The organism is Streptomyces sp. NPDC029122 (assembly GCF_055569445.1).
Map to the genome: position 1 here is coordinate 53,222 of NZ_JBVHWK010000030.1, position 19,561 is coordinate 72,782.

The following is a 19,561-nucleotide window of genomic DNA, read 5'->3' on the forward strand; positions in this document are numbered from 1 at the left end:
ACGCCCCCCCCCCCCCCCCCCCCCCCCCCCCCCCCCCCCCCCCCCCCCCCTCCTCCCCTCCCCCCCCCCCCCCCCCCCCCCCCCCCCCCCCCGCGCCGGGGGCGGCGGCGCCCGCCGCGTCCAGGGCGTCGTTCTTGGTGCAGAGGTAGACGGTGACGTTGACCTTGTCGTACCAGTACCCCTTCATGGCGCTCACCTGGTCGCGCATGAGCAGGGAGCCGCCGAACAGGGCCAGGGACAGGGCCACGGAGATGATGACCGCGAAGGTCATGGTGAGATTGCGCCGGAGGCCGACGCCGATCTCCGACATGACGAACTGGGCGCGCATGACGTCTCAGGGCCTTTCAGTGCTGGTAGCCGTAGACGCCGCGCGACTGGTCGCGCACGAGCCGGCCCTGTTCGAGTTCGATGACGCGCTTGCGCATCTGGTCCACGATCTGCTGGTCGTGCGTGGCCATGATGACGGTGGTGCCGGTCCGGTTGATCCGGTCCAGGAGCTTCATGATGCCGACGGAGGTCTGCGGGTCGAGGTTGCCCGTCGGCTCGTCGGCGATGAGCAGGGCGGGGCGGTTGACGAAGGCGCGGGCGATGGCCACGCGCTGCTGCTCACCGCCGGACAGTTCGCCCGGCATGCGTCCCTCCTTGCCGCCCAGACCGACGAGCTCCAGGACCTGCGGGACGGCCTTGCGGATCTCCCCGCGCGGTTTGCCGATGACCTCCTGGGCGAAGGCGACGTTCTCGGCGACCGTCTTGTTGGGGAGGAGGCGGAAGTCCTGGAAGACGGTCCCCAGCTGGCGCCGCATGTGCGGGACCTTCCAGTTGGAGAGCTTCGCGAGGTCCTTGCCCAGGACGTGCACCTGGCCGTGGGTCGCCCTTTCCTCGCGCAGGACCAGCCGCAGGAAGGTGGACTTGCCGGAGCCGGAGGAGCCGACCAGGAAGACGAACTCGCCCTTGGCGATGTCGAGGGAGACATCTCTCAGTGCGGGCCGGTTCTGCTTCGGGTAGGACTTGGAGACGTTGTCGAATCGGATCACGGGAGCACCACGGTCGCCGGGAGTAGGTGACGGTGACCATACGCGACCGGACGCCGGGTGGGGACCCGGCAACCGGAGTTGCCCGATATATCCCGGGGTGGGGAAGGAGCCCGACCGTGATTGCCCGGACGGGCCGCGCCGAATGCCGAGAGAGCTGGCACAGTGGTAGGGGGAACGTACTCCGTCCCCGCGCCGTTGACCCAGACGAGGGGACGAGAGGAGGAGCGCATGACATATGACCGGCTCGTGTGCGCGAACTGCGCCGCACCCGTCAGCCAGGGCCGCTGCCGGGTGTGCCGGGCGAACCGGGAGCGCCTCCAGCAGGAGGGCCCCTTCGCCGGGATGAACCCGGCGGCGCTCATAGCGCTTCTGGTGGTGCTGGTGGCCGCGCTGGCGCTGGTGGCCCGGACCGCGTAGGGCGCGCTGCGTCCCGATCGAGGCGATCGTGGTGATCACAGCGGATCACCGACCACAGGCGGATCACGCGTCATGGATCACACGTAATGGGGAAGGGCCCGGACACCAGTTGGTGTCCGGGCCCTTCCGCGTCCTCACGCGCCGCGCGTGCTACGCGGTCTGCTCCTGCTGCTTGCGCCAGCGGATGCCGGCCTCCAGGAAGCCGTCGATGTCGCCGTCGAGCACCGCCTGCGGGTTGCCGACCTCGAACTCCGTGCGCAGGTCCTTGACCATCTGGTACGGGTGCAGGACGTAGGAGCGCATCTGGTTGCCCCAGGAGCTGCCGCCGTCCTTGAGGGCGTCCATCGCGGCCTGCTCCTCCTGGCGGCGCCGCTCGAGCAGCTTGGCCTGGAGGACGTTCATGGCGCTGGCCTTGTTCTGGATCTGCGAGCGCTCGTTCTGGCAGGAGACGACGATGTTGGTCGGGATGTGCGTGATGCGCACCGCCGAGTCGGTGGTGTTGACGCCCTGGCCGCCGGGGCCGGAGGCGCGGTACACGTCCACGCGCAGCTCCGACTCGTCGATCTCGACGTGGTCGCTGGTCTCGACGACCGGCAGCACCTCGACACCCGCGAAGGAGGTCTGGCGGCGGCCCTGGTTGTCGAAGGGCGAGATGCGCACGAGGCGGTGGGTGCCCTGCTCGACGGAGAGGGTGCCGTAGGCGTACGGGGCCTTGACCACGAAGGTGGTCGACTTGATGCCGGCCTCTTCCGCGTACGAGGTCTCGTAGATCTCCGTCGGGTAGCCGTGGCGCTCCGCCCAGCGCAGGTACATGCGCTGGAGGCGCTCGGCGAAGTCGGAGGCGTCGACGCCTCCGGCCTCGGCGCGGATGTTGACCAGGGCCTCGCGCTCGGCGTACTCGCCGGAGAGCAGGGTCCGGACCTCCATCTCGTCCAGCGCCTTGCGCACGGACACCAGCTCGGCCTCCGCCTCGGCGAGGGTCTCCGCGTCGTCCATCTCCTGGGCGAGCTCGAACAGCACCGCGAGGTCGTCGATGCGGCCGCGCAGGGTCTCGGTCTTGCGGACCTCTGCCTGGAGGTGCGAAAGCTTGCTCGTGATCTTCTGGGCGGCCTCCGGGTCGTCCCACAGGGACGGCGCGGCGGCCTGCTCCTCGAGCACGGCGATATCTGCCCTCAGCTTGTCGAGGTCCAGGACGGCCTCGATCGACCCCATGGTCGAGGAGAGGGACTTCAGCTCTTCGGAAACATCGACGACTGCCACGGGTCAAGCCTAGCCGGTCCTCGGACGGCACTGTCCGGCCAGGCCGGATCGGACCGTACAGAGGAGCACTGGTACGGGCGTACGCTCCTCGTATGACCGTTCCCCTCGTGAAGCGCCGCCATGTGGACCACATGCGTGTGACCACGACGAGCTGTCTGCCGCCGGACCCCGCACAAGCCTGATCCACCCCGATCCGACTTAGGTCCTGTTCGCGGCCACACCGCCCCGGCGCCATCCCTGCCGGCGGCGTGCTCCATCCGCCTGCCCCGCCATCTCCGGGGCACAGGACCCTGTGACATCCGAAACGGAGCCGTCATGCCGTCCGCGCACCCTTCTTCTTCCACCACCTCCGCCACCTCGGCCGCGCCCGCCCTCGCCGTCATCGACCTCTCGCGGGCGGACGACCCCGCCGAGCGGCCCGGCTTCCTGGAGCAGCTGCACGCCGCGGCCCGGGACACCGGCTTCCTGTACCTGACCGGCCACGGCATAACCGAGGCGGAGACCTCCCGCATCCTGGAGCTGACCAGGGCCTTCTTCGCGCTGCCGGAGGCCGACCGGCTGGCCGTGAGCAATCTGAACTCCCCGCACTTCCGGGGCTACACCCGCATCGGGCACGAGCTGACGGGCGGCGCCTCCGACTGGCGCGACCAGCTGGACGTGGGCGCGGAGCGTCCGGCGCCGGTGCTGGGGCCGCAGGACCCCGCGTACCTGTGGCTGGAGGGCCCCAACCAGTGGCCGGCGGCGCTGCCGGAGCTGAAGGAGACGGTCCTGGGATGGCAGGAGCGCCTGGCGGGGGTGGCGCACCGGCTGCTCCAGGAGCTGCTGGCCTCGATCGGCGCACCGCCGGACTTCTTCGACGCGGCCTTCGCGGACCGCCCCCACCTGCACACGAAGCTGATCCGCTACCCGGGGTCCGCCCCGTCGGGCGCCGACCAGGGCGTGGGCGCGCACAAGGACTACGGCTTCCTGACGCTGCTGCTCCAGGACTCGGTGGGCGGGCTCCAGGTCGTCCGGGACGGCGGCTACGTCGACATCGAGCCACGGCCGGGGGCGTTCGTGGTCAACCTGGGCGAGCTGCTGGAGATCGCCACCGAGGGGTACCTGCGGGCCACCGACCACCGGGTGGTCAGCCCGCCGGGGGCGGTGGAGCGGTTCTCGGTGCCGTTCTTCTACAACCCGAGGCTGGACGCGGTGGTGGAGACCGTCCCCGGGGAGTACCTGCGCTCGGCGCCGGGCGTCGCGCACGACGCGTCGAACCCGCTGCACGCGGAGTACGGCCGCAACGAGCTCAAGGGCTGGGTCCGGGCCCATCCCGAGGTCGCCCGCCGCTGGCACCCGGACCTCACCTCCGTGTAGTCGGGGCGTCGCGGTCGACAGGGCGCGCGGGCCGCGGCCTACCGGGGGTGGGGCGGGGCCGACCGGCCGCCCTTGCCGTCCTGCGGCGGGGGCGCCGGGTCGTCGCCCGAGACGGCGAGCCAGCTGCCCAGGCCCACCGCCGTCACCAGGGCCAGCGCCGACGCGGAGAGCACCAGCCGCCGCTTGCGGGCGGCCTCGGCCCGGTGCCGGGCGGAGCCGGGGCGGTGTCCGCCGGCGGGGCGCGGGACGCGGGCGGTGCCCCGTGCCCCGCCCGCCAGCTCTTCCGGACCCGGGACCCGCATGGAGGTGTGGGTGTCCCGGTTGGAGTCGGTGGCGGAGCCCGGGACCAGCGGGACCACGCCCCGCCTGCGCACCGGGTCGGCGGCGGCGTCGGGCTCACGCTCCGGCTCGGGCTCCGGGTCGGCGTCGTCCGGCTCGTCCACGTCGAGCGGGGGCATCCCGGCGAGCAGCGGCAGCAGGTCCCGCAGCCGGACCGACAGCTCGGAGGCGCGCAGCCGCGAGGCGGGGGCCTTGGCCAGGCACTGGACCATCAGCTGCCACAGCTCGTCGGGGATGCCGGGCAGCGGGACCACGGTCTCCGTGACGTGCCGGCGCAGCACCGCGCCCGGGTGGCCGCCGCCGAAGGGGGTGAAGCCGGCCAGCAGCTCGTACAGCACCGTGGCCAGGGCGTATATGTCGACGGCCGCCCTCGGCGGCAGGCCCTCCACTATCTCCGGGGCCAGGTAATCGGGTGTTCCGATGATCCGGGTCGTGGGGGCGGCGCTGCGGCCGCCGGTGGCCCGGCGCGGGGAGTCGATGAGCTTGGCGACGCCGAAGTCGGTGAGCAGCGCGGGGTGCGCGCCGCCGGGGCCGAGCGGTCCCTGCATGTCGAGCAGGACGTTCTCCGGCTTGACGTCGCGGTGGACGACGCCGGCCGCGTGGGCGGCGGCCAGCGCGTCGGCGACGTCCGCGACGATGGCCACGGCCGCCTCGGGGGCGAGCCGGCGCTCGCGGTCGAGGCGCGTGCGCAGGTCCGTTCCGCGTACGAGGTCCATGACCAGGGCGAGGTCGTTGCCGTCGACGACGAGGTCGCGTACGGAGACGACGTGCGGGTGCTCCAGTCCGAGGAGCGCGCTGCGTTCCTGGACGAAGCGTCCGACCAGTTCCTGGTCGGAGGCGAGGTCCTCGCGCAGCAGTTTGACGGCGACGGGGCCGTCCGGCCCTTCGCCGAGCCACACCGTGCCCGCGCTGCCGCGCCCCAGGATCTGGTGGGCGGTGTACCGGCTGCCGATCTTCCGTGCCACGACTGCTCCCTCAGCGGCTGGCGTAACGCACCAAAGCTACGCGGCCGAGTGGGGGTTGGGGTCGCCGGATCGCGGCGACCTTCACTTCTGCGGGCGAAATCACGTCCTGGATGTCGACAAATCAACAAGGTCGGCGCTACGGGGCGCCCCGGGGTCCCCCGGACGGAGTCCGGGGGAGGCCTCAGGAGGTCCCGCCGCCGCTGTCCGTCGAGCCTCCGATGGACCCGATGAAGTCGGCGACCTCGGTGCCCCAGCTCCAGATCTGGTCCCACCATCCCTTGCCGGTGCCCACCCATTCCTGGAGCGGGGTGAGCTCCCAGATCAGCCAGCCGCCCACGAAGAGCAGCAGGACCATCACCAGGCAGCCCTTGAGGCAGCCCAGGCCGGGGATCCGGACCGGGTTCGCGCTGCGGCGGCGCGGCTCGCGCGGCGGACGGGGCTCGCGCGGGGCCTGCTGCTGCGGCTGGCGCCGCTGCCGCGCGGGAGGCGGCTGCGGCTGCTGCTGCTGGGGCTGGCGGTACTGCGGCTGCTGCTGGGGCGGCTGCGGCTGCTGGTACGGCTGGGGCTGGTAGTGCTGGGGAGGCTGCTGCTGGTACTGCTGCGGCGGGGGCTGCTGCTGGTACTGCTGCTGCGGGGCCTGGCGGTACTGCTGCTGCCGGGGCGGCTGCTGCGGGGGCGGCGGCATCTGCGGTGCCGGGCGCTGGGGACGGCGGCGCAGCGGGTCCTCGGCGGGGTCGAGGTAGTGCATCTGCGTCTGCTCGTTGCGGTCGCGCGCGGCCCGCATCTGCGACTGCCACGGGTGCGGCGCGTCGGGCTGCTGCACCGGGGGCATGACGGAGGTCGGGTCGGGAGCGCCGGGGCCGCCGGGCGCTCCGGTGGCCGGCAGCACGGTGGTGGCGTCGGCCCCGCCGACCGGCGGGAGCACGCTCGTCATGGCGTTCGGGTCGTACGCGTCGGCGGGGGCGGCGGCCGCGCGGCCGGGCAGCACCTGCGTCGGGTCGGCGTTGCCCGGGTTTCCGGGACCGGCCGGGACCGGGGCGGGCGAGGGGTCGGGCGCGAGCAGGGCGGCGACGCCGAGGGCGGCCTCGACCTCGTCGGGCGAGGAGTGGACGCGGATGCCGGCGGCGACCACGCGCAGGCCGCGCGCCAGGCTCTCGGCGCTGGGCCGCTCGTCGGGCTCCTTGCGCAGGCAGTGCTCGATGACGATCCACAGCGCCTCGGGCACGGCGGGGGGCCGCTGCGGCTCCTCGCTGAGGTGGCGGTGCAGGACCTCGAGCGCGGTGCCGCCGGCGAAGGGCGGGCGGCCGGTGACCAGCTCGTAGAGGAGGATGCCGGCGCCGTAGATGTCGACGGCGGAGGTCTGCGGGCGGCCCTCGGCGGACTCCGGGGCCACGTAGGCGGGGGTGCCGACGAACTCGTGGGTGCGGGTCAGGCCCGGGGAGTCGGCCAGGCGCGCGATGCCGAAGTCGGTGAGCATCGGCTTCATCTGGCCGTTGCTCTCGTCCAGCAGCACGTTGGCGGGCTTCAGGTCGCGGTGGACCACGCCGTCGGCGTGGCTGGCGGCGAGCGCGTCCGCGATCTGGGCGGTCAGCAGGCTCGCGGCGACCGGGCTGAAGGGGCCGTTCTGGCGGATGTACTTGTGCAGGTCCGGGCCGTCGACGAGGTCCATGACCAGGGCGAGCAGATCGCCCTCGACGACGAGGTCGCGGGTGCGCACGATGTTGGGGTGGGTCAGGCGCAGCAGGACGGAGCGCTCGCGCAGGAAGCGCATGACGATGTCCGCGTCCTGGGCCAGCTCCTCCTTGAGGACCTTGATGGCCACGGTCTCGCCCGGCTGGCCGGCGACGGCGGCCTCCGCGCCGGCGGTCTCCCGCTGGCGGGCACGCCAGACGGTGCCCGTGGCGCCGCGACCGAGCGGCTCCTCGAGCAGGTACTTGCTGCCGACTGGCCGCACGTCTCGTGCTCCCTGCTGTCGTCTTTCCGGCTGATTCCACCGAGTGGGTTTCCGGCCCAACTCTAGGGGGTGTCCCGGTGGAAGACGCGGGTCGGCGGAGGTTGGTTGCCGCACATATGTGCGAAGGGTGAGTTTTGTGGGGTATGCCGGGGGCGCTTTTCCCTGTGTTTCCCCCGCCGGAGTGGCGCGTTCCCACCGGTGGGTGAACCGCACCACCACGATTCAAGATCATTTATGGGCGGGTGCCGGGCGTGTTGCGGGCGACAGGTGCGAGGATGCACCCGTACGGAACGGCCGGGACGGGAGCCCTGCCTTCCGGCAGACCTGAACGGACGAGGCGTCCGTGCCGGGCGGGGGTGTCGATCGGGCGGGCAGGTCCCGCCGCTGCCCCTGCCGGGCGCACGCACGCACCGCGCACTGCGCTCCGCGCAGAAGGGACCGCTGACGGCGATGCAGATCCGGCTGACCGTCCTCGGGTCGCGCGGCGGCCACCAGGCCGCCACCGCGCCCGCCGGCTGTGACGTGCTCGTCACCGCGCCCGCCGGGACCCCGCTGGCCGCGGTGGCCTCCGGACTCGCGGCGACCGCGGGCGGCCCCGACACCGGCGGCACCGTGGTGCTGTACGCCGGTTCCCGCCGCCTCGACCCCCAGCGCGCCGTACTCGGCGAGCCGCCCCTGGTGGACGGGGCCGTACTGGCCCTGCACGCCCCCGGGCCGGACACCGCCGCCGTCCCGGCCGGGGACGGGCCGGGCACGCCGCAGCTGCACGTGGTGGCCGGACCGGACGCGGGCGGGGTCCACCTGCTGCACCCCGGGGCCGTGCGGATCGGACGCTCGGCCGACGCCGACGTGCCGCTGGACGACCCCGACGTGTCGCGGCTGCACTGCGCGGTGACCGTGCTGCCGGACGGCCGGGTGACCGTGGCCGACCTCGGCTCGACGAACGGCACCACGCTGGACGGCGCCGAGGTCGGGGCGGGCGCCGTCCCGCTGGCGCCGGGCGCGCTGCTGCGGATCGGCGAGTCCACGCTCCGGCTCGCCCCGCCGGGCGGCGATCCGGCGCTGGCGGTCGTCCCGGACCTCGAGGGCCACCTCGGGCTGGCGGGCCCCTCCCCCGCCGGGGACGCCGCCCCCTCCCCGGCCCCCGCCCCCGGGACAGCCGCGGAGCACCCCGCGGCCGAGGACGCCGGCTCCGGCTCCGGCTCCGGCTCCGGCTCCGGCTCCGGCTCCGGCGAGGGCCTCCCCCCGCACCCCGACGCCACGCCCGGCGAGGAACCCGGTGCCGCACGGCGCCGGCGCGGTGGGATCGGCGCCTGGGCCCGCAAGTGGGTGCGCGGGGAGGAGGAAGCCCCCGGGCAGCCGGCCGGACCGGAAGCGCCCTCGGCCGCCGCGCCGGACGAGGACGACCCCGCGGCTCTGCTGCTGGCGGCGCTCGGGCCCACCGGGCGGCTGTGGTCGCGCGGGGCCGGACACCCCCGGTTCCTGGAGGCGGGGCTCGGCGCGGGCTGCCGGGTCGCCCTCCCCGAATGCGGCTCGCTCGGCATCGCGGGCCCCCGGGCACGGCTGACGGGGGTGGCCCGGTCGGTGGTCGCCCAGCTCGCGGGACTGCACGCGCCGACCCGGCTGGAGATCGTCCTGCTGGCCGCCGACCGCGCCCGCCCCCTGGCGGAGCGCCGCCGCGACTGGGGCTGGCTCGGCTGGCTGCCCCACGTACGGCCGGCGCACGGGCAGGACTGCCGGCTGCTGCTGGCGTACGACCGCGACCAGGCGGCCGCCCGCACCGCCGAGCTGACCCGGCGGCTGGACGACAGCCCGCTCGGCACCGGCTGGGCCTCCGCCGGCCCGGCCGCGCTGCGGCAGGCCGCCGCCGCGTACGAGGGCCCGCGCACGCTCGTGGTGCTGGACGGCGACCCGGGCACGGCGGCCCTGCGCGACCTCACCGGACGGCTCGCCTCCCACGGGACCGCGGCGGGCATCCACCTCCTGGTGCTCGCGGAGACCCCGGCCGCCACCGCCGCCTCGCCGGTGGCGGCGACGTACGAGACGGCCTGCGCGGCCACCCCGGCGTTCCGCGACTGCGGCCGGATCGCACTGCTCAGCGGCGATGTGGCCACGGCCGTGCGGAGCTTCGCGGTGAGCGGCGGCCACCCCGCCGCGGCGGGCCGTACGGCGGTGGCCGACGGCGTCTCGGCGGCCTGGGCGGAGCGGTTCGCCCGGGCCCTGGCCCCGCTGCGCGCGGACGGCACCCCGCCCGAGGGCGGCGCGTCCCGCCCGGCCGCGGCCACCCTCCCGGCGGCGTCCCGGCTCCTGGACGAGCTCGGGCTGGCCCGCGCCACCCCGGCGTCGCTGATGGCCCGCTGGGCGGAGGCCACCGACCAGGGCCAGGGCGTCGGCGGGCTCGCGGAGATCGTCCTGGGCACGGGCCGGCGCGGGGCGGTCGGCGCCGAGCTGGTCCACGACGGCCCGCACCTGCTGGTGGAGGGCCCCGCCGGGAGCGGCCGGACGGAGCTGCTGCGCTCCATCGCCGCCTCCCTGGCCGCCGCGGCCCGCCCCGACCGCCTCGGCCTGCTCCTCCTCGACGGCGCCGGCGGCGAGCGCGGCGACGGTCTCCAGCCGTGCACGGAACTCCCGCACGTGTCGGCCCACCTCGTGGCCTCCGACCCGCTGCGCATGCGGGAGTTCGCGCAGGCCCTCGGCGCCGAGCTCAAGCGCCGCCACGAGCTGCTGGACGGCGTGCCGTTCACCGAGTGGCACGCCCGGCGCGAGCTGTCCGAGCGGATGGTCTCGCCCCGCCGGCCCTCCCCCGGCGAACAGCGCGGGGACCTCGACCCCTCCGCCGGCACCGCCGGGTGGGGAGACCCCGTGCGCACCGGCACCCTGCGGCTTCGGGCGGCCGCCACCCGTACCGAGCCGGCGGGCGGGCCGACGCCGCTGCCCCGGCTGGTGCTGCTGGTGGACGACTTCGACGCGCTGGTGGCCCCGGCGCTGGGAAGCCCGGGCCGTCAGGCCGCCGGTTCGGTGGTGCGGATCCTGGAGGGCGTGGCCCGCGAGGGCACCCGGCTCGGGGTGCACCTGGTGGTGGCCAGCGCCCGCCCGGAGCGGACCGCCGACACCGAGCCGGCCCGGCTGGCGACGCTGCGGGTGGAGCTGGACGGCCCCGACCAGCCGGGGCCGGGCCGGGGGCGGCTGCTGTACGCCGACGGCCGTGCGGTGCCCTTCCAGGCGGGCCGGGTCACCGGCCGGATCCCGCGCACGGCGACCCTGAGGCCGACCGTGGTGCCGGTGGAGTGGGAGCGGATGGGAGACCCTCCGGCCCGCCGTCCGGTGCGCGAGCTGGGCAACGGTCCGACCGACCTCGCGCTGCTGGCCAGCGCCCTCGACCGGGCCTCCCACCTGGTCTCGGCGATACCGGTGCTGTTCCCGCCGGCCCCCTGACGCTCCGCGGCTCCCCCGCCACGCGGTATTGCGGGGGTGCGCGGGTCGGCGTAGACCTTGTGGCACGCAGCACACCACGGGCACGACGGCATCGGGGGCGAGAGCATGCGGGTACAGCACGGAACCGGCCACACGAAACGTACGGCGGTCAGAGCCTGGACGGCGCTGGCCGCGGCGGGCGCGCTGGCGCTCACCGCCTGCGGGGGCGGTGACGGCGGCGGCACGGGCGGGTCCTCGCAGGCCGGCCGGCAGGACGAGCGCACCGTCGAGTTACCGGAGCTGCCCGGCGAGAAGCTGTCGGTCGCGGCGGTCTGGACGGGACCGGAGCAGGCGAACTTCACGAAGGTGCTGAAGGAGTTCGAGAAGCGGACGGGGGCGAGCGTCACCTTCGTCCCGGCGCAGGACCCGATCGTCACCTTCCTCGGCACCAAGATCGCGGGCGGTCAGCCGCCGGACGTGGCGCTGCTGCCGCAGGTCGGGGCGCTGGTGTCGGCGGTGCGCAACAAGTGGGCGCAGCCGCTGGGTCCGGAGGCCGGGGCGCAGCTGGAGGCGAACTACTCGCCGGGCTGGCGCACGCTCGGCGCGGTGGACGGCACCCAGTACGGCGTCTACTACAAGGCGGCCAACAAATCGCTGGTCTGGTACAACGCGAAGGCCTTCGAGGCGGCGGGCGTGAAGCCCCCGGCGACCTGGAAGGACTTCCTCACGGTGGCCGACACGCTGTCCGCGTCGGGCACCGCGCCGGTGTCGGTGGCGGGTGCGGACGGCTGGACCCTGACGGACTGGTTCGAGAACGTGTACCTCTCGCAGGCGGGTCCGGAGAAGTACGACCGGCTGGCGCGGCACGAGATCAAGTGGACGGACGACAGCGTCCGGCAGGCGCTGACCACCCTCGGGCAGCTGTTCGGCCGCAAGGACTTCCTGGCGGGCGGTCCGAGCGGGGCGCTGTCGACGGAGTTCGCGAAGTCGGTGACGCAGACCTTCACGGGCGGGGACCGGCCCGCGGCGGCGATGGTCTTCGAGGCGGACTTCGTGGCGGTGACCATCGCGCAGACCGGGGCGAAGGTCGGCGAGGACGCCCTGGTCTTCCCGTTCCCGGCGGTGGGAGCGAAGGCGCCGGTGGTGTCGGGCGGTGACGTGGCGGTGGCCCTGAAGCCGGGGAAGGGCGCGCAGGCGCTGCTGACCTTCCTGGCGTCGGCGGACGCGGCGCGGATCCAGGCCCGGGAGGGCGGGTTCGTGTCGCCGAACAAGGCGGTGGACTTCGCGGTGTACCCGAACGACATCCAGCGGGGCATCGCCAAGGCGCTGATCGCGGCGGGCGACGACTTCCGCTTCGACATGTCGGACCGGGCCCCGGCGGCCTTCGGCGGGACGCCGGGCGCCGGCATGTGGAAGGCGCTCCAGGACTTCCTGGCGAACCCGTCGGACGTGGCGGCGGTGCAGGAGAGGCTGGAGGCGGAGGCGGCCAAGGCGTACGGGAACTGACGCCGTGACGGTGAAGACGGCGGCACGGCCCGGGGCCGTTGCCGGGGCCGCGGAACGGGCCCGCCGCAAGGACGTCTCGCGCCGGCGGCTGGTGGCCGCGGCGTTCCTGCTGCCCGCCCTGGTGCTGCTGGGCGCGCTCGTGGTGCAGCCCATCGGCTATTCCCTCTACCGCAGCCTCTTCGACCGCTCCGGCGACGCCTTCGTCGGGGCGGGCAACTACCGGCGGATCCTGGACGACCCGGTGATCGTCACGGCGCTGCGGAACACGGCGGTGTGGGTGGTGCTGGCCCCGGCCGCGGCGACCGCCCTCGGGCTGGTCTTCGCGGTGCTGACGGAGCGGGTGCGCTGGGGGACGGCGTTCAAGCTGCTGGTGTTCATGCCGATGGCGATCTCGATGCTGGCGGCGGGCATCATCTTCCGGCTCGTGTACGACCACGATCCGCAGCGGGGCGTCGCCAACGCGGTGTGGGTCGGGGTGCACGACACCTTCGCGCCGTCCTCGGCCTTCCCGGGGGCCCGCCCCGGCCGGGACTCCCCGCTGGAGCCCGCCGCGGGCGGGGACCTGGTAACGCGCGGGCCGGTACGGGCGGGCGTGCCGGTGCTGCTGCCGCTGGTCGGGGTGGCGCCGGAGGTCCTCCCGACCGGTTCCGGGGCGGCGGGGAGCGCCGGGGCGGTGCCGGGGAAGGTGACGGGGACCGTCTGGCAGGACTTCGCCCGGGGCGGCGGCGGGCGGGTGAACGTGGTCGACCCGGCGGAGCCGGCCCTGTCCGGGATGCGCGTGGAGGCGGTGAAGGACGGCCGGGTGGTGGCTTCGGCGAAGGCCGCGCCGGACGGCACCTTCACGCTGCCCGGCGAGGCGGACGGCGCGCTGCTGCGGCTGCCCGCGGCCAACTTCCGGGCGCCGTACGCGGGGGTCGAGTGGCTCGGCCCGGTGCTGGTGACCCCGGCGGTGATCGGGGCGTACGTGTGGATGTGGGCCGGGTTCGCGATGGTGCTGATCGCGGCCGGGCTGGCGGCGGTGCCGCGCGAGCTGCTGGAGGCGGCGCGGGTGGACGGGGCGGGCGAGTGGCAGGTGTTCCGCCGGATCACGGTGCCGCTGCTGGCGCCGGTGCTGGTGGTGGTCCTGGTGACGCTGGTCATCAACGTGATGAAGATCTTCGACCTGGTCTTCGTGATCGCGCCGGGGGCGGTGCAGGACGACGCGAACGTGCTCGCGCTCCAGCTGTACCGCACGTCCTTCGGTACGGACGCCGATCCGGGGCTGGGCAGCGCCATCGCGGTGCTGCTGCTGGTGCTGGTGGTGCCCGTGATGCTGCTCAATATCCGCCGGCTGCGGAAGGAGTCCTCCCGATGAGCGCCCCGGGCGCCGACGCGCACGCCGCAGACGCGAAGAGAGCAGACGCGAAGGGAGCAGACGCGAAGGGAGCAGGCGCGCAGGCCACCGGTGCGAAGGGAGCCGGCGCCGGGAGCCGGATCGCCGGCCGGATCGCGGCGCGCGCCGCGTCCGGCGCCGTTCGCGTCTTCCTGGTCCTGGCCGCGCTGTTCTGGCTGCTGCCCACGCTCGGGCTCCTGGTCTCCTCCTTCCTGGCCCCGGCCGACCTGGGCCGGGGCGGCTGGTGGCGGGCGCTGACCGAGCCCTCCCGGCTGACGGTGTCGAACTACGCGCGGCTGCTGGCCAACGACACGATCACCGGCTCGCTGCTGAGCACGGCGGCGATCGCGGTGCCCGCCACGCTGCTCGTCCTCGTCCTGGGCGCGTTCGCCGGGTACGCCTTCGCCTGGCTGGAGTTTCCGGGCCGGGACTGGCTCTTCCTGGTCGTGGTGGGACTGCTGGTGGTCCCCGTCCAGGTGGCGCTGATCCCGGTGTCGGAACTCTTCGGGGCCGTCGGCCTGTTCGAGACGACGGCGGGGGTGGTGCTGTTCCACACCGCGTTCGGGCTGCCCTTCGCGGTGTTCCTGCTGCGGAACTTCTTCGCGGAGATCCCGGCCGAGCTGCTGGAGGCAGCCCGGCTCGACGGGGCCGGGGAACTGCGCCTGTTCGCGCGGGTGGTGCTGCCGCTGGGCGGTCCGGCGATCGCCTCGCTCGGCATCTTCCAGTTCCTGTGGGTGTGGAACGACATGCTGGTGGCGCTGGTCTTCGCCGACTCGGCGCACCCTCCCGTCACGGTGGCGCTCCAGCAGCAGGTGCGGCAGTTCGGGAACAACATCGACGTCCTGGCGCCCGGCGCCTTCCTGTCGATGGTGGTGCCGCTGCTGGTCTTCTTCGCCTTCCAGCGGCAGTTCGTGACGGGGGTGATGGCCGGAGCCGTCAAGTAACCCACGGCCGACGGGGAGACCCGCTCCGACATGGGGTGTTGACGCTGCGTAGCCCGAATGCCGTACGGGGCGTAACCCGATCGCCGCGCGCGGGGTTCCTGGGCCATATGCCCGCGCCGACCCCTGGATGTGCCGTGCCCCGGTTCAGCGTCATCGTGCCCGCGTACAAGGTTCAGGCGTACCTCCAGGAGAGTCTGGACTCGGTCCTGTCCCAGTCCTACCCGGATCTGGAACTGATCGCGGTCGACGACGCCTCGCCGGACGCGTGCGGCTCGATCATCGACGAGTACGCGGCCCGCGACCCCCGGGTCACCGCGGTGCACCTGGCGCACAACCTGGGGCTGGGCCCGGCCCGCAACGCGGGCCTGGCCCGGGCGAGCGGCGACTACCTCGTCTTCCTCGACGGCGACGACACCCTCGCGCCGGGCGCCCTCCAGGCCATCACCGACCGGCTCAAGGCCACCGGCTCCCCCGACGTCCTGGTGTACGACTACGCGCGCACCTTCTGGACGGGGGAGACCGTCCGCAACCGCCTCGCGCACCGGCTGTCCGAGGAGGGCCCCGCCAGCTTCCGGCTGGCCGACCGCCCGGCCCTGCTGGGCATGCTGATGGTGGTGTGGAACAAGGCGTACCGCCGCGAGTACGTGGAGCGCGAGGGCCTCGCATTCCCGCCCGGCTTCTACGAGGACACCCCCTGGATGTACCCGGCGCTGCTGTCCGCCGAGTCCGTGGCCGTCCTCGACCGGGTCTGCGTCCACTACCGTCAGCGGCGCACCGGCTCGATCCTGACCACCACCAGCCGGCGCCACCTGGACGTCTTCGACCAGTACGAGCGGGTCTTCGGCCACCTCGCCGCCCGCCCCGAGCTGGAGCGCTGGCGCCCCGCGGTGCACCGGCGGATGGCCGAGCACTTCTGCGCCGTGTACGCGGACCCGCGCCGCCTCCCGCGCGCCGCCCGCGCCGAGTTCTTCGCCCGGGCCTCGGCCCTGCTGCGCCGCCACCGCGTCCCGGGCGGCTCCGGGGCGCTGCCGCTGTCCCTGACCCGCACCGACCGGCTCCGGCACACCCTGATGCGGCTCGGGCTGCGGCGCTGCTACCGGCTGGGCTCCGTCCTGCGCGCGGCCGTCCTGTCGGCGGGCCGCACGGGCTCGGGGCTGGGGCGGGGGCTGCGCGAGAGCGCCCTGCGCCTGCACTACCGGGTCCAGCGGCTGCTCCCGCTGCGGCCCGAACTGGCGGTGTTCTCCGCGTACTGGCACGGCGGCTACGCCTGCAACCCGGCGGCGATCGAGGCGAAGCTGCGCGAACTGGCCCCGCGCATGCGCACGGCGTGGATCTGCGACCCCCGGCACGCCTCCACCCTGCCGCCCGAGACCACCCCGCTGAGGCCCGGCTCGGCCGCGTACTGGAGCGCCCTGGCGCGGGCCGGGTACCTGACGACGAACGTCAACTTCGACCGCGCCCTGGTCAAGCGGCCGGGTCAGGTCCTGCTCCAGACGCAGCACGGCACCCCGCTCAAGCGGGTGGGCCTGGACCTCCAGGACCGTCCGGCGGCCACCCCGACCACGGACTTCGAAGGGCTGCTGCGCGGCGCGGACCAGTGGGACTACCTGCTCTCCTCCAACCGCCACTCCACCCTGGTGTGGGAGAAGGCCGTGCCCGCCTCCTACACCACCCTGGAGTACGGCTACCCGCGCAACGACGCCTTCCACCGGGCCGGCCAGGCCGAGGTCCTCGCGCTGCGCGAGCGCCTGGGCATCGCGCCGGGCACCATCGCGATCCTGTACGCCCCGACGCACCGGGACTACCGCCGCAGCCGGCCCGAACACCTGGACTTCGAGCGGGTGCTGCGGGATCTGGGCCCGCGCTTCACCCTGCTCACGCGCACCCACCTGACGTACGCCGACAGCCCCGGCGGCTGGGAGCCGCACCCGCGCCTGCTGGACGTCTCGGACCACCCGTCGGTGGAGGAGCTGTGCCTGGCCTCGGACGCGCTGGTCACGGACTACTCGTCCCTGATGTTCGACTACGCGGTGCTGGACCGGCCGATCGTGATCCACGCGGACGACTGGGAGGCGTACGAGGCCGCCCGCGGCACCTACTTCGACCTGCGTTCCTGTCCCCCGGGCGCGATCGCCCGCACCGAGGACGAGCTGGTGGACATCTTCGCCACCGGCCACTGGCGGGGCTCCCGCTCGGCCCAGCTGCGCGCCGCGTTCCGTTCGCGCTTCTGCTCGTACGACGACGGCCACGCCGCCGAGCGGGTGGTGCGCCGGGTCTTCCTGGGCCAGCCCGTCGCGGTCCCCGCGGTCGTCCCGCTGGAGGAGCGCCGGCCCGCGCCGGCGGCGTCGGCGTCGGCGCCGGACCTGATCCCGCTCTCGGCGGGGCTGTGGCCCTGAGGCGGGGGCGGGGGCCGGGGGGTCAGCCGGCGCGCAGGCCGGCCACGACGGAGCGGGCGAGCTCGTCGAGGTAGCCCGCCGGGACGGCGTCCCGTACCACCACCTGCCGCCAGTACAGCGGCCCGATCACCAGGTCGAGGGCCCGCTCGGGGGAGGCGGACGGCGGCAGCTCACCCCGGGCGACGGCCTCGGAGACGATGCCCTCGGCGAGCCGGCGCTGGCCTTCCAGCAGCGCGCCGCGCACCGCGTCGGCGATCTCCGGGTTCCGGGCGGCCTCCACCAGCAGGTCCGGGATGACCGCCGAGGCCACCGGGTGCCGCAGCACGTGTGACATGACCTCCAGCAGGGCGCGTACGTCCCCGTAGAGGGAGCCGGTGGCGGGCATGGGGATGCCGTCGGCGGCGACCACCCCGATCAGGTCCAGCACCAGGTGCAGCTTCGACTTCCAGCGCCGGTACACGGCGGTCTTGCCGACGCCGGCGCGCCGCGCGATGCCCTCGATCGACATCCGGGCGAAGCCCACGGCCGCCAGCTCGTCCACCACGGCCGCGCGGATCGCCTCGGTGACGTCCTCGCGCAGGACGGCGGCGCCGGCGGGGGCGCGGCGGGCGGCGGGAGCGGCGGCGGGCTCGTTGGTCATGCGCAGAGCATAGCGGCGAGGACGGCACCCTCACGTGACGACGATACGGTTGCGTTCCGACGCGCCGCACCCTACTGTCGACGTAACGACGATACGGACCCGTCCCGTCGTCGCCCCGCTGGGAGGCCCCCGGCCGGCGACGCCCCCGACCCCCGTCGAAAGCGATCCCGTGACCACCGTGACCCTCGCGGACCCCGCGCCGCCCTCCGCCGCCGAGCTGGCGGCAGCCCACGGCCTGACCGTCAGCGGCGCCCGCCCCTCCCTCCCCCGCTACGCCGCGCAGCTGTGGGACCGCCGCCACTTCGTGACGGCGTACGCGACCGCCCGGATGCACGCCACGTACAGCACGGCCAGGCTCGGCCAGGTGTGGCACCTGATGACCCCGCTGCTCAACGCGGCCGTCTACTACTTCGTCTTCGGCATCGTGATGCGCGCTAGCCACGGCGTCCCCGACTACGTGCCGTTCCTGATCACCGGCGTCTTCGTCTGGGACTTCATCGGCAGCTCCGTCAACGCCGGCACCCGCGCCGTCCACGGCAACCTCGGCCTGGTCCGCGCCCTGCACTTCCCCCGCGCCAGCCTGCCCGTCTCCTCCGTGGTCCAGCTCTTCCAGCAGCTGCTCGTCACCATGGCGGCCCTCGTCGTCCTGCTGCTGGCCTTCGGCCAGACCCCCTCCGCCTCCTGGCTGATCGCCGTCCCGGTGCTCTTCCTGATGGCCCTGTTCTGCACGGGCTGCGCGATGGTCATGGCCCGCATCGGCAGCAAGCACCCGGACGTCAGCCAGCTGATGCCGTTCGTGCTGCGCACCTGGATGTACTCCTCGGGCGTGATGTGGTCCATCGACTCCATGCTCAGTACGGACCACCTGCCCCAGTGGGTCTCGCTGGTGCTCAAGACCAACCCGGCGGCCGTCTACATCGACCTGATGCGCGTCTCCCTGATCGACAGCTTCACGGCGGACTCGCTCCCGCACCACGTGTGGCCGATCGCCATCGGCTGGGCGCTGCTCGCCGGCGTCGGCGGCTTCGTCTACTTCTGGAAGGCAGAGGAGGAGTACGGCCGTGGCTGACACCGACACCCGCGTCCCCACCGTCATCGCGGACGAGGTCCACGTCGTCTACAAGGTGCACGGGAGCGGCCGCAAGGGCGGCGCCACCGCCGCGCTCAGCCGGATCGCCTCGCGCAGGCCGGCCCCCGGCGTCCGCGAGGTCCACGCCGTCAAGGGCGTCAGCTTCACCGCGTACAAGGGCGAGGCGATCGGACTGATCGGCTCCAACGGCTCGGGCAAGTCCACCCTCCTCAAGGCCATCGCCGGCCTCCAGCCGGTGGCCCGGGGCGCGGTCTACTCGCACGGCCAGCCGTCCCTCCTCGGAGTGAACGCCGCCCTGATGAACGACCTCACCGGAGAGCGCAACGTGGTCCTCGGCGGGCTCGCGATGGGCATGACCAAGCAGCAGATCCGCGAGCGCTACCAGGACATCGTCGACTTCTCCGGCATCAACGAGAAGGGCGACTTCATCTCCCTGCCCATGCGCACGTACTCCTCCGGCATGGGCGCCCGGCTGCGGTTCTCCATCGCCGCCGCCAAGGACCACGACGTCCTCATGATCGACGAGGCCCTCGCCACCGGCGACGCCGCCTTCCAGCGCCGCAGCCAGGCACGCATCGAGGAGCTCCGCGCCCGCGCCGGCACGGTCTTCCTCGTCAGCCACGGCATCGGCACCGTCCGCGAGACCTGCGACCGGGCCATCTGGCTGGAGTCGGGCGTGCTGCGCATGGACGGCCCCTCCCAGGAGGTCTGCGACGCGTACGAGGCCTTCACCCGCGGCTGACACCCGCGACGGGGGGGGGGGGGGGGGGGGGGGAGGGGGGGGGGGGGGGGGGGGGGTGGGGGGGTGGGGGGGGGGGGGGAGGAAGGGGGGGGGGGGGGGGGGAGGGGGAAGCCCTCGTAGGACACCCCAGAT

At 74.3% G+C, this 19,561-nt stretch carries 14 protein-coding genes and 1 pseudogene; 9 read left to right on the top strand and 6 right to left on the bottom strand.

From position 1 onward, the window contains the following. Nucleotides 1–124 precede the first annotated feature (124 nt). Nucleotides 125–328 (bottom strand): annotated as a pseudogene (locus ACZ4WZ_RS28090) (permease-like cell division protein FtsX); the annotation flags it as partial. 16 nt (nt 329–344) lie between these two features. Continuing rightward, entirely contained in the window at nt 345–1,034 is a 690-nt protein-coding gene (gene ftsE, locus ACZ4WZ_RS28095) for a cell division ATP-binding protein FtsE (RefSeq protein WP_007264414.1), read from the bottom strand. 228 nt (nt 1,035–1,262) lie between these two features. On the opposite strand from ftsE, the gene ACZ4WZ_RS28100 reads away from it, so the two are divergent. Then, entirely contained in the window at nt 1,263–1,451 is a 189-nt protein-coding gene (locus tag ACZ4WZ_RS28100) for a hypothetical protein (protein WP_467894546.1), read from the top strand. 150 nt (nt 1,452–1,601) lie between these two features. On the opposite strand, the gene prfB is transcribed toward ACZ4WZ_RS28100, so the two are convergent. After that, a complete protein-coding gene (prfB, locus tag ACZ4WZ_RS28105) occupies nt 1,602–2,711 on the bottom strand; it encodes a peptide chain release factor 2 (RefSeq protein WP_467894548.1) in 1,110 nt (369 codons plus the stop codon). Nucleotides 2,712–3,026: 315 nt separating this feature from the next. Between prfB and ACZ4WZ_RS28110 the strand changes: the two genes are divergently transcribed. Continuing rightward, nucleotides 3,027–4,067: an isopenicillin N synthase family dioxygenase gene (locus ACZ4WZ_RS28110; protein ID WP_467894550.1), complete on the top strand. Its 1,041-nt coding sequence runs from the start codon at nt 3,027–3,029 to the stop codon at nt 4,065–4,067. Between the two features lie 38 nt (nt 4,068–4,105). On the opposite strand, the gene ACZ4WZ_RS28115 is transcribed toward ACZ4WZ_RS28110, so the two are convergent. Both ACZ4WZ_RS28115 and ACZ4WZ_RS28120 read right to left on the bottom strand, forming a co-directional pair. Then, the gene (locus ACZ4WZ_RS28115) at nt 4,106–5,371 is read right to left on the bottom strand and encodes a serine/threonine-protein kinase (protein ID WP_467894551.1); all 1,266 of its coding nucleotides are present in this window, start codon (nt 5,369–5,371) and stop codon (nt 4,106–4,108) included. 181 nt (nt 5,372–5,552) lie between these two features. Then, a complete protein-coding gene (locus tag ACZ4WZ_RS28120) occupies nt 5,553–7,325 on the bottom strand; it encodes a serine/threonine-protein kinase (RefSeq protein ID WP_467894553.1) in 1,773 nt (590 codons plus the stop codon). Nucleotides 7,326–7,775: 450 nt separating this feature from the next. Here ACZ4WZ_RS28120 and ACZ4WZ_RS28125 point away from each other — a divergent pair, with 450 nt between their 5' ends. From ACZ4WZ_RS28125 to ACZ4WZ_RS28145, 5 genes are all read left to right on the top strand, one after another. Next, entirely contained in the window at nt 7,776–10,760 is a 2,985-nt protein-coding gene (locus ACZ4WZ_RS28125; RefSeq protein WP_467894555.1) for an FtsK/SpoIIIE domain-containing protein, read from the top strand. Between the two features lie 105 nt (nt 10,761–10,865). Next, on the top strand, nt 10,866–12,245 hold the full coding sequence (locus ACZ4WZ_RS28130) for an ABC transporter substrate-binding protein (protein WP_467894557.1): 1,380 nt from the start codon (nt 10,866–10,868) through the stop codon (nt 12,243–12,245). Nucleotides 12,246–12,249: 4 nt separating this feature from the next. Then, nucleotides 12,250–13,599, top strand: coding sequence for a carbohydrate ABC transporter permease (locus ACZ4WZ_RS28135; RefSeq protein ID WP_467894559.1), 1,350 nt, complete (start codon nt 12,250–12,252; stop codon nt 13,597–13,599). After that, a complete protein-coding gene (locus tag ACZ4WZ_RS28140) occupies nt 13,596–14,561 on the top strand; it encodes a carbohydrate ABC transporter permease (protein ID WP_467894560.1) in 966 nt (321 codons plus the stop codon). The genes ACZ4WZ_RS28135 and ACZ4WZ_RS28140 overlap by 4 nt, the downstream gene beginning before the upstream one ends. A gap of 134 nt (nt 14,562–14,695) precedes the next feature. Further along, complete coding sequence (locus ACZ4WZ_RS28145) at nt 14,696–16,957, top strand: bifunctional glycosyltransferase/CDP-glycerol:glycerophosphate glycerophosphotransferase (protein WP_467894562.1); 2,262 nt, start codon at nt 14,696–14,698, stop codon at nt 16,955–16,957. A gap of 22 nt (nt 16,958–16,979) precedes the next feature. Here ACZ4WZ_RS28145 and ACZ4WZ_RS28150 read toward each other — a convergent pair whose 3' ends face one another. Beyond that, nucleotides 16,980–17,597, bottom strand: coding sequence for a TetR/AcrR family transcriptional regulator (locus tag ACZ4WZ_RS28150; protein ID WP_467894564.1), 618 nt, complete (start codon nt 17,595–17,597; stop codon nt 16,980–16,982). Nucleotides 17,598–17,766: 169 nt separating this feature from the next. Here ACZ4WZ_RS28150 and ACZ4WZ_RS28155 point away from each other — a divergent pair, with 169 nt between their 5' ends. Together ACZ4WZ_RS28155 and ACZ4WZ_RS28160 are read left to right on the top strand one after the other, a co-directional pair. Beyond that, entirely contained in the window at nt 17,767–18,666 is a 900-nt protein-coding gene (locus ACZ4WZ_RS28155; RefSeq protein WP_467894566.1) for an ABC transporter permease, read from the top strand. After that, a complete protein-coding gene (locus tag ACZ4WZ_RS28160) occupies nt 18,659–19,429 on the top strand; it encodes an ABC transporter ATP-binding protein (protein WP_467894568.1) in 771 nt (256 codons plus the stop codon). Before ACZ4WZ_RS28155 ends, ACZ4WZ_RS28160 begins: the two co-directional genes overlap by 8 nt. The last annotated feature ends 132 nt before the right edge of the window (nt 19,430–19,561 follow it).